7 protein-coding genes and 5 tRNA genes are annotated in these 10,366 nt (G+C 46.0%); 11 read left to right on the forward strand and 1 reads right to left on the reverse strand.

Translation table 11 applies throughout. The features are described from left to right. Positions 1–37: 37 nt before the first annotated feature. A complete protein-coding gene (gene mutS / locus R7Q11_RS14650; RefSeq protein WP_017633545.1) occupies positions 38–2,599 on the reverse strand; it encodes a DNA mismatch repair protein MutS in 2,562 nt (853 codons plus the stop codon). An 84-nt stretch (positions 2,600–2,683) separates the two neighbouring features. Here mutS and pncC point away from each other — a divergent pair, with 84 nt between their 5' ends. The 11 genes from pncC to R7Q11_RS14705 all read left to right on the forward strand — a co-directional run bounded on the left by pncC (position 2,684) and on the right by R7Q11_RS14705 (position 10,366). Continuing rightward, the gene (gene pncC / locus R7Q11_RS14655) at positions 2,684–3,166 is read left to right on the forward strand and encodes a nicotinamide-nucleotide amidase (RefSeq protein ID WP_017633544.1); all 483 of its coding nucleotides are present in this window, start codon (positions 2,684–2,686) and stop codon (positions 3,164–3,166) included. A gap of 200 nt (positions 3,167–3,366) precedes the next feature. Then, positions 3,367–4,410, forward strand: a complete 1,044-nt coding sequence (gene recA, locus R7Q11_RS14660; protein WP_005380874.1) for a recombinase RecA — start codon at positions 3,367–3,369, stop codon at positions 4,408–4,410. Positions 4,411–4,537: 127 nt separating this feature from the next. After that, positions 4,538–5,005 (forward strand): recombination regulator RecX, encoded by a 468-nt coding sequence (gene recX, locus R7Q11_RS14665; protein ID WP_005383799.1) that lies wholly within the window; start codon positions 4,538–4,540, stop codon positions 5,003–5,005. Positions 5,006–5,147: 142 nt separating this feature from the next. After that, positions 5,148–7,730, forward strand: a complete 2,583-nt coding sequence (gene alaS, locus R7Q11_RS14670) for an alanine--tRNA ligase (protein WP_005380872.1) — start codon at positions 5,148–5,150, stop codon at positions 7,728–7,730. 212 nt (positions 7,731–7,942) lie between these two features. Further along, the gene (locus R7Q11_RS14675) at positions 7,943–9,130 is read left to right on the forward strand and encodes an aspartate kinase (protein ID WP_005383803.1); all 1,188 of its coding nucleotides are present in this window, start codon (positions 7,943–7,945) and stop codon (positions 9,128–9,130) included. Between the two features lie 92 nt (positions 9,131–9,222). Beyond that, a complete protein-coding gene (gene csrA, locus R7Q11_RS14680; RefSeq protein ID WP_004415691.1) occupies positions 9,223–9,420 on the forward strand; it encodes a carbon storage regulator CsrA in 198 nt (65 codons plus the stop codon). A gap of 334 nt (positions 9,421–9,754) precedes the next feature. Then, a tRNA-Ser gene (locus R7Q11_RS14685) sits at positions 9,755–9,846 on the forward strand. Positions 9,847–9,877: 31 nt separating this feature from the next. After that, positions 9,878–9,954 (forward strand) — tRNA-Arg (locus R7Q11_RS14690). 29 nt (positions 9,955–9,983) lie between these two features. Next, a tRNA-Ser gene (locus tag R7Q11_RS14695) sits at positions 9,984–10,075 on the forward strand. 85 nt (positions 10,076–10,160) lie between these two features. Next, positions 10,161–10,237 (forward strand) — tRNA-Arg (locus tag R7Q11_RS14700). A 52-nt stretch (positions 10,238–10,289) separates the two neighbouring features. After that, positions 10,290–10,366: transfer RNA gene (locus R7Q11_RS14705), tRNA-Arg, on the forward strand.

Below are 10,366 nucleotides of genomic sequence, written 5' to 3' on the forward strand. Positions count from 1 at the left end.
AGCCTTTTTTCTTTTTTGCTCGTTGGTGTGAGTCTGTTTACAGCATCTTCTTCAAGCGATACAGCTCTTCAAGAGCTTGGCGTGGCGTTAAGTCGTCAGGATCAATACCTGACAGAGCTTGTTCGACCTCGCTAGGCTCTGGAATCAGGCTCAACTGGTTAGCCACATCTACTGCACTTGGACGCGGTGTGTCACTGTTTTGCCCCAGTTGCTCTAGCTGAGATAGCTTGTTACGCGCATTTTTGATGACCGTTTTTGGTACGCCAGCTAAGCCCGCAACAGCCAAGCCGTAAGACTTACTTGCCGCACCTTCTTGAACTGCGTGCATAAAGGCAATGCTATCTCCATGTTCTACGGCATCCAAGTGAACGTTCGCTAAGCTTGGCAGTTGGTTCGGTAACTCTGTTAATTCGAAGTAGTGAGTTGCAAATAGGGTCATCGCACCAATTTGTGTTGCGAGCCATTCCGCACTTGCCCAAGCTAAAGACAGACCGTCGTAAGTACTAGTACCGCGTCCGATTTCATCCATTAGCACCAAACTGTTCTTAGTTGCGTTGTGAAGAATATTGGCTGTTTCGGTCATTTCTACCATGAAGGTCGAGCGGCCAGATGCAAGATCATCTGATGCACCAATACGAGTAAATATACGATCTAAAGAACCAATCTGTGCGGATTCTGCCGGTACATAAGAGCCGATATGTGCCATCAATGCAATCAGCGCAGTTTGACGCATGTAGGTTGATTTACCACCCATGTTTGGACCGGTGATGATCAACATCTTCCGGGCTGGGTTAAGCTCAATTGGGTTCGCGATGAACGGCTCTGTTGTTACTTGTTCTACGACTGGATGACGGCCAGCTTGAATGTGAATTCCTGCGTCTTTCACAAGCGTTGGGCGGCAGTAATCTAACGAATCTGCACGCTCTGCTAGGTTTTGTAATACATCTAGCTGAGACAGAGCAGAAGCTAGGTTTTGCAGCTTCTCAAGGTTTGGCATCAATAGATCAAACAGTTCTTCCCACAACTGTTTCTCAAGTGCTAACGCTTTAGACTTCGAGTTAAGTACTTTGTCTTCGTGTTCCTTAAGCTCTGGGATGATGTAGCGTTCAGCGTTTTTGAGTGTTTGGCGACGTACATAATGCGGTGGAACCAAATGGCTCTGGCCACGGCTCACTTGGATAAAGAAGCCATGAACGTTGTTATAGCCTACTTTAAGCGTATCGATACCGTGTCGTTCACGCTCATCTCGCTCAAGCTGCTCAAGATATTCTGTTGCACCGTCTGCCAATTTTCGCCATTCATCGAGTTCCGCATTGTAGCCTTCAGCGATGACGCCACCATCACGAATAACAACCGGCGGATTTTCTTTAATCGCGCGTTCTAACAGGTCACATACTTCGTCAATCGGAGCTGCATACTTCGCCAATTTCGTTAGGTACGGATGGGTCAAAGAAGCGGTGACAGATTCTAGCTCTGGTAGCTGTTGCATGGCATTGCGAAGTCTAGCCATATCGCGAGGGCGAGCAGAGCGTAATGCAAGGCGCGCTAAGATACGTTCAATATCGCCAATTTGCTTTAACGTTGGTTGAAGATCGGCAAACAGAGCTTGTTCTTTAATCTCACCAATCGCATCAAGGCGATTGTTTAACGTTTCAATGCAACGCATAGGCTGATGCAACCAACGCTTCAGCATTCGGCTGCCCATCGGAGTTGCACAATGGTCGAGTACTGCAGCGAGCGTGTTATCGGTTCCGCCTGCTAGATTTTGAGTAATTTCCAGATTACGTCGGGTAGCAGCATCAAGGATTACGGATTGATCCTGATGATCAAACGTTAAAGAGCGAATATGAGGTAAAGCCGTACGTTGAGTATCTTTTACGTACTGGATCAAACAACCAGCAGCACACAGCCCTAAGGACGCATGTTCTACACCAAAACCAACCAGATCTTTTGTGCCAAATTGTTGATTGAGTTGTTGCTTAGCCGTATCAAGCTCAAACTCCCAGACTGGGCGACGACGGTTACCATTGCGGCTCGCCATTAAATGTACAGGTTCAAAATCTTCTGGGAACAGTAGCTCACGTGGTGCAGTGCGTTGAAGCTCGGCTGTCATCGCTTCTTCAGTTTCTGGTTCTGTCAGTTGGAAGCGACCAGAGGTGACATCCAGCGTCGCATAACCGAACTTACCGTTGTGATGGTAAATTGCTGCGATTAAGTTATCGACACGCTCAGAAAGCAGCGCTTCATCCGTCACAGTACCTGGTGTCACGATACGCACAACTTTACGTTCTACCGGGCCCTTGCTGGTGGCCGGATCGCCAATCTGTTCACAGATCGCCACAGACTCACCAAGCTGAACAAGTTTTGCCAGGTAGCCCTCTACGGCGTGAAATGGCACACCCGCCATTGGGATAGGTTCACCTGCAGACGCACCACGTTTGGTCAATGAAATATCAAGAAGCTGAGAAGCTCGCTTGGCATCATCGTAAAAGAGTTCGTAGAAATCGCCCATGCGGTAGAACAGCAAAATCTCTGGGTTCTCAGCTTTTAGCTTGAGGTATTGCTGCATCATCGGAGTGTGTTTTTGTTCAGCTTTCACAGGTAAGTTCTTTTGTTTATTTCCGTAGCGGCTTAGGATACGTGAATCCCTATCAAGTAAAAAGAGACAAAGGGCATTTTGGCTATGGAAAAAACAACAAAATTGAGTGCCGATTTAGGCGCATTATTGGCTAAACACGGGCATCTTTTAACGACCGCAGAATCATGCACAGGTGGTGGTGTTGCAACCGCCATTACTGACATTGCTGGTAGTTCAGCGTGGCTTGACCGTGCGTTTGTCACCTACAGTAATGAAGCGAAAATGGAGATGCTTGGTGTGCAAGCTTCAACGTTAGAAGCGCATGGTGCAGTGAGTGAGCCAGTTGTGATTGAAATGGTACAGGGTGCAATTAAAAACTCCAATGCGACCATCGGTGTGTCCATCAGTGGTATTGCAGGGCCGGGTGGTGGCAGTGAAGAGAAACCAGTCGGCATGGTCTGCTTTGCTTTTGCTGATAACCAAAGTTGGCAGCAAGTCGAAACCATGCATTTTACTGGTGACCGTGCAGAAGTTCGCAAAAAAGCGGTCGAGCATGCGCTGACTCAATTGTATCAACATCTACTCTAGAATTTCTTAAATTGTTTTAGCCCAGCATTGATAAGGGCTAGAGCAAATCATGACTTTAGGTCAGCCAAATTTTTTTCATACAGGTATGGACACTGTATGAATCAACAGTATAATAACTTTCATTGCTGAGCAGTTCTTCTGCTTAAGAAAAATGAATTACTATTCGTCGCCCAAAGAAGATGAATAAATCGGAGAAAGTAATGGACGAGAACAAACAGAAAGCGCTCGCCGCTGCGCTAGGTCAAATTGAAAAGCAATTCGGTAAAGGCTCTATCATGCGCCTTGGTGATAACCGCGCAATGGACGTAGAAACCATCTCAACGGGTTCTCTTTCTCTTGATATCGCTTTGGGTGCTGGTGGTCTACCAATGGGTCGTATCGTAGAAATCTACGGTCCAGAATCTTCAGGTAAAACAACGCTAACCCTTGAGCTTATTGCTGCTGCACAACGTGAAGGCAAAACGTGTGCGTTTATCGATGCAGAGCACGCTCTAGATCCTGTATACGCGAAGAAACTTGGCGTTGATATCGATGCATTGCTAGTTTCTCAGCCAGACACAGGTGAGCAAGCGCTAGAGATCTGTGACGCACTTGCACGTTCTGGTGCTATCGATGTTATGGTTGTCGACTCTGTCGCAGCACTAACACCGAAAGCAGAAATCGAAGGCGAAATGGGCGATAGCCACATGGGCCTGCAAGCACGTATGCTTTCTCAAGCAATGCGTAAGCTAACGGGTAACCTAAAGCAGTCTAACTGTATGTGTATCTTCATCAACCAAATCCGTATGAAGATTGGTGTGATGTTTGGTAACCCAGAAACAACAACAGGTGGTAACGCACTTAAGTTCTACGCTTCTGTTCGTCTAGATATCCGTCGTACTGGCGCAATCAAAGAAGGTGACGAAGTCGTAGGTAACGAAACGCGCATCAAAGTTGTTAAGAATAAGATTGCAGCACCATTTAAAGAAGCAAACACACAAATCATGTACGGCCAAGGCTTTAACCGCGAAGGTGAACTTGTCGATCTAGGTGTGAAGCACAAGTTAGTTGAAAAAGCCGGTGCTTGGTATAGCTACAATGGCGATAAGATTGGTCAAGGTAAAGCGAATGCGTGTAACTACCTGCGTGAGCACCCTGAAGTGGCTAAAACTATCGATACAAAACTGCGTGAAATGTTGCTAGCGCCAGCACTTGCGGAAGCGCCTGAAGCTGGTGAAGCGCCAGAGCAAGCTGAAGAGTTTTAATCTCTCATAGATTAATAAATGACAAAGCCCTGCAATGCGGGGCTTTGTTGTATCTATTGAAATCAAAAATCGAATTATCACAAAGGCCATTGAGAGCCTGTACAGCAAAAATACTTTTAGGATCATCATGTACCAAAAACGCCAGGCGCCAACATTATCGAGCAAAGAGGCAGCTATCCAATTGCTTAGCCGTCGCGATCATGGTCAGTATGAGCTTTACCAAAAATTATCGATGAAGGGCTATGAAGAATCAGACATCGACATCGCAATTAATTTTTGCCTAGACCATAATTATCTAGATGATTTACGTTACGCGAAGAGTCAAATTAGACAGCATGTATACAAAGGACATGGAGAGCGTCGAATTCGTCAAGAGTTAAACCAGAAGCGTGTTGCGGAATCGGTGATTGAGCAAGCTATGGCTGAAGAGCCGCAAGATTGGTTTGAACTGGCTAAACAGGCGGCAGAAAAGAAATTCAAAGGTATTAAAGCCAAAGACCAGAAAGAGTACGCTAAACAGGTGCGATTTCTGCAATATCGTGGCTACAGTTTTGACCAAATCAGCTACGCGCTGAACTTTGAGGACGAAGATTAACGGTCAGTCGTCCGCACTGATTTTTGTTTTGCTTCAAATTTTTTCTCCTACTCCCTCTTTTCCTCAAGAAAACTAGTCTCAGCTGTTTGCATGATCTACAATACGGCAAAATTCTAACTCGACTATTTTCAGGAAGAGCTGCATGTACATGAGCACTGATGAGGTTCGTAACGCGTTCCTCAAGTTCTTTGAGAGCAAAGGACACCAAATCGTAGAAAGTTCATCGTTAGTTCCACATAACGACCCAACCCTGTTGTTCACAAACGCAGGTATGAACCAATTTAAAGATTGTTTCTTAGGCTTAGAAAAACGAGCCTACACTCGAGCGACTACGGCTCAGCGTTGCGTACGTGCTGGTGGTAAACATAACGACCTAGAAAATGTTGGCTTTACTGCTCGTCACCACACATTCTTTGAAATGTTAGGCAACTTCAGCTTTGGCGATTACTTCAAAGAAGATGCGATCTCCTTTGCTTGGGAATTCTTAACCGAAGTTCTTAAACTGCCAGCGGATCGTTTATTGGTAACTGTTTACGAAACCGATGACGAAGCGTTTGACATCTGGAACAAGAAAGTTGGCGTGCCCGCAGATCGTATTGTTCGCATTGGTGACAAAGAAGGCGGCAAGCCGTACGAGTCTGATAACTTCTGGCAAATGGGCGACACTGGCCCTTGTGGTCCATGTACTGAAATCTTCTACGATCACGGTGAGCACATCTGGGGTGGTCGTCCTGGCACGCCTGAAGAAGATGGCGACCGTTTCATCGAGATCTGGAACAACGTATTCATGCAGTTCAACCGTCACGCAGACGGCACTATGGAACCGCTACCCAAACCATCGGTAGATACTGGTATGGGTATCGAGCGTATCTCTGCAATCATGCAGGGAGTTCACTCAAACTACGAAATCGATGTATTCCAAGCTCTTATCAAAGCAGCAGCAGAAGTGATCGGTTACGAAGACCTATCAAACCAATCACTACGCGTTATCGCTGACCACATCCGTTCATGTTCATTCCTGATCGTGGATGGCGTTATGCCTTCAAACGAAGGTCGTGGTTACGTATTACGCCGTATCATCCGTCGCGCAGTTCGTCACGGTAACAAGCTGGGCGCACAAGGTGCATTCTTCCACAAGTTGGTTGGCGTACTGGCAGACATCATGGGTACGGCTGGTGAAGAGCTGAAGCGTCAACAAGCTGTGGTTGAAAAAGTACTGCGTATCGAAGAAGAAAACTTTGGTCGTACACTTGAGCGCGGTATGGCGATTCTAAACGAAGCATTAGATAACCTAGACGGTAAAGTACTGGACGGCGAAACCGTATTTAAACTTTACGACACTTACGGCTTCCCAGCTGACTTAACTAACGACGTTGCACGTGAGCGTGAGTTCGCAATCGACGAAGAAGGTTTTGAGAAAGCGATGGAAGAGCAGCGTCAACGTGCGCGTGAAGCGGGTAACTTTGGTACTGACTACAACGCAGCAATCAAAGTTGATACGCAAACAGAATTCTGTGGTTACACAGGTACTAAAGGCTCTAGTTCTGTCGCAGCGATGTTCGTTGAAGGCAACGAAGTAGATTCGCTATCTGCGGGCGACAAAGCAATCATCGTACTTGGTGAAACACCATTCTACGCAGAGTCAGGCGGTCAGTGTGGTGACGCTGGTGAAATCCGTACTGAGTCTGGTGTATTCCGCGTTGAGGACACTCAAAAACTAGGTAACGCAATCGCGCACCACGGTGTAATGGCAGAAGGCGTTCTAGCGAAAGGTGATGAAGTAGCAACTATCGTTGACGCAGAGCGTCGCGCAGCTATCTCTCTAAACCACTCAGCAACGCACTTGCTACACGCAGCACTACGCCAAGTTTTAGGTGAGCACGTAACGCAGAAAGGCTCATTGGTGAAGGCAGACAACCTACGTTTCGACTTCTCACACCTAGAAGCCGTAACTGCAGCAGAACTGAAAGAAGTTGAGCGTCTAGTTAACGCGCAAATTCGTCGCAACCACACGATTGAAACCAACGTGATGGACATTGAGTCTGCTAAGAAGAAAGGCGCAATGGCACTGTTTGGTGAGAAGTACGATGACGAAGTACGCGTACTGTCTATGGGTGACTTCTCGACAGAGCTTTGCGGTGGTATTCACGCATCAAGCACAGGTGATATTGGCCTATTCAAAATCACTTCAGAAAGCGGCATTGCTGCAGGTATTCGACGTATTGAGGCGGTAACAGGCGAGGCTGCATTAGACGCGATTGAAGCTCAAAACGCGAAGTACGAAGAGAAACTGGCAGAATCTGCACAGAAAGCAAAAGCGCTAGAGAAAGAAGTGCAGAAGCTAAAAGATAAGATGGCGGCAGCAGAAAGCGCTAACATCATGGGCAAAGCGGTTGAAGTCAATGGTACAAAAGTTCTAGTCGCAGCTCTTGAAGGCGCTGACAGCAAGAACCTACGTACTATGGTTGATGACATCAAGAACCAAATGGGGTCTGGTGTCGTACTGCTTGCCAACGTGACAGGTGACAAGGTTGGCCTGATTGCTGGTGTGACTAAAGATCTAACTGGTAAAGTAAAAGCTGGTGATCTAGTTAAGATGATTGCTGAGCAAGTCGGTGGTAAGGGCGGTGGTCGTCCTGACATGGCTCAAGCTGGTGGTACTGATGTAGCCGCACTACCAGAGGCAATTAAAACAGTTCAGCCTTGGTTAGAAGAGCGCTTATAAGCTTTTAACTACTAAAATTACGCTCAATCAAGTTTCTTTGATTGAGCGTAATTTTTTTTAGCAGCCAAGTGGTTTAATTGACCAAAAGTTAACCGAGTCATTTAGGCTATTTGGTTTTTGTTGTAACTACTGCTTATATAATTTTTCTAAAAGGAAATACTGACGATGTAAGCAGTTCTAAAGAGACTTCGGTCTTGGGAAGGTGAAGACTGGTGAAAAAGCCCCTTATCGTGCAAAAGTTTGGCGGAACCTCCGTGGGTTCAATTGAAAGAATCCACCAAGTTGCTGAACACATCATTAAGGCGAAAAATGATGGCAATCAAGTTGTTGTTGTCGTGTCTGCAATGTCAGGCGAAACAAACAGACTGATGGACCTCGCTAAACAGATAGATAGCGTGCCTACAGCTCGAGAACTTGATGTTTTGCTCTCTGCTGGTGAGCAAGTGTCAATGGCACTGTTAGCAATGACACTCAATAAATTGGGTCATGCTGCACGCTCGCTTACCGGAGCACAGGCGAATATTGTGACGGATAATCAACACAATGACGCAACGATTAAACACATTGATACTAAGACAATTCTGGGATTGCTTGAGCAAGACCAAATCGTGATTGTTGCAGGCTTTCAAGGTGTGAATGAGAACGGGGATATCACCACATTAGGTCGAGGTGGCTCAGATACGAGCGCTGTGGCACTGGCAGGCGCATTGCGCGCTGATGAGTGTCAAATCTTTACCGACGTTGATGGTATTTATACTTGTGACCCACGTGTAGTGAAAAACGCGCGAAAATTGGCGGTTATCGATTTTCCTTCCATGGAAGCGATGGCAAGCCGAGGCGCGAAAGTATTACATTTACCTTCAGTGCAATTTGCATGGAAGAATAATGTGCCACTGCGCGTGCTTTCGACATTTGATGTTAATGAAGGCAGTCTGGTAAAGGGGGAGTTAGGCAATCAAGCCGTCTCTGGTATAGCCATTCAACGTGACCTTGCCATAATCGAAGTCGATAAAGAACATTTATCTAGTGCTACAAAACAATGTCAGATGTTGGGTATCGACATTTGGAATGTGATCGAGGAAACAGAACGGGCAGGCATCATGATAAAACAAGATGCATGTGCCAAGTTCGATCTGGTGTTCAGCGACAAAATCCGTAATAGTGAAGTGGTAAGCCTGTTGACCGCAGTGGGGCTTGAGGCCAATGGAATGGTAGAGCACGCATGCGATTTGTTGGCAAAGCGAGATATTGAGATCAATTTCAGCGCAACGAATGCACTCACTATGATGCTAGTTTTAGCACCCGAATGTGTGGATACAGCAGCAAACATTCTGCATGATGCTTACATTACGTCTAGTGAAGCATTAAACATTCAACAAAAACATGCCTTTTTAGGCTGATTTTCGCTAACAAGGTAGTTTACGAAAATATAACTTTTGTTGGATAATAGCTTTGTAGCAAGAAAATTTAGAGATTACTCAAGGAGCAAAGAATGCTAATTTTGACTCGCCGCGTAGGCGAAACACTGATGATTGGTGATGAAGTGACTGTAACTGTACTAGGTGTTAAAGGTAACCAAGTGCGTATCGGCGTTAACGCTCCGAAAGAGGTTTCAGTTCACCGTGAAGAAATCTACATGCGCATTCAAGCTGAAAAAGGCAATGGCAACGTTGCTTCAGGTAACTACTAAGTCGCTCCTGTTTACAGAGCTTAGTTTGAATGAAAAAGGCTAACCGAAGGGTTGGCCTTTTTAGTTTTTACTGTTTTTGAAAATTTGCAGAAACTATTGTGTTGAGTATGGCTGTGAATTCATCAATAATGTTGATTCGAACTTCAGAAAGTTATTTGAAAATAAATGTCTTTTTTTCAGAGAAGACTCTCTTTTTTTCATCATAATAGAGTGATAAAGTTCGTTTAATAGTCACTTTGATTAAATCAGCAACGGTTAAGCCAGTTTCGTAGATTTTTTCAAAGAAAGTGTTTGACATATTTTCGGTAAAACGTAATATGTGCCTCCGCAAGACGGTGAGGTGGCCGAGAGGCTGAAGGCGCTCCCCTGCTAAGGGAGTATACGGTTTATCCCGTATCGAGGGTTCGAATCCCTCCTTCACCGCCATTCTTGCAACGTTGATTTATCAACAAAAAGTGCGTCCTTAGCTCAGCTGGATAGAGTACCTGGCTACGAACCAGGCGGTCGGAGGTTCGAATCCTCCAGGACGCGCCATATCTCTTTTGAGATATAACAATGAAAACGGTGAGGTGGCCGAGAGGCTGAAGGCGCTCCCCTGCTAAGGGAGTATACGGTTTATCCCGTATCGAGGGTTCGAATCCCTCCTTCACCGCCATTCATTGACTGGCCCGATGGCCTTTTTTTTGTTTCGTAAGAAATGAATGTGATTTACTTCACAACTTCTTAGCAAGAAGATCTGCGCGTCCTTAGCTCAGCTGGATAGAGTACCTGGCTACGAACCAGGCGGTCGGAGGTTCGAATCCTCCAGGACGCGCCACTTATTAAAGGGTAATGCCCTGATGTTGACGAAAGTCGATGTCGAAAATTGCGCGTCCTTAGCTCAGCTGGATAGAGTACCTGGCTACGAACCAGGCGGTCGGAGGTTCGAATCCTCCAGGACGCGCCA

Source organism: Vibrio sp. 970 (assembly GCF_033339075.1).

What these genes read in the sequence shown, in the direction of transcription:
- pncC (WP_017633544.1), top strand. Translation starts at nt 2,684, where the DNA reads ATGGAAAAAACAACAAAATTGAGTGCCGATTTAGGCGCATTATTGGCT.
- recX (WP_005383799.1), top strand. Translation starts at nt 4,538, where the DNA reads ATGTACCAAAAACGCCAGGCGCCAACATTATCGAGCAAAGAGGCAGCT.
- csrA (WP_004415691.1), top strand. Translation starts at nt 9,223, where the DNA reads ATGCTAATTTTGACTCGCCGCGTAGGCGAAACACTGATGATTGGTGAT.
- recA (WP_005380874.1), top strand. Translation starts at nt 3,367, where the DNA reads ATGGACGAGAACAAACAGAAAGCGCTCGCCGCTGCGCTAGGTCAAATT.
- alaS (WP_005380872.1), top strand. Translation starts at nt 5,148, where the DNA reads ATGTACATGAGCACTGATGAGGTTCGTAACGCGTTCCTCAAGTTCTTT.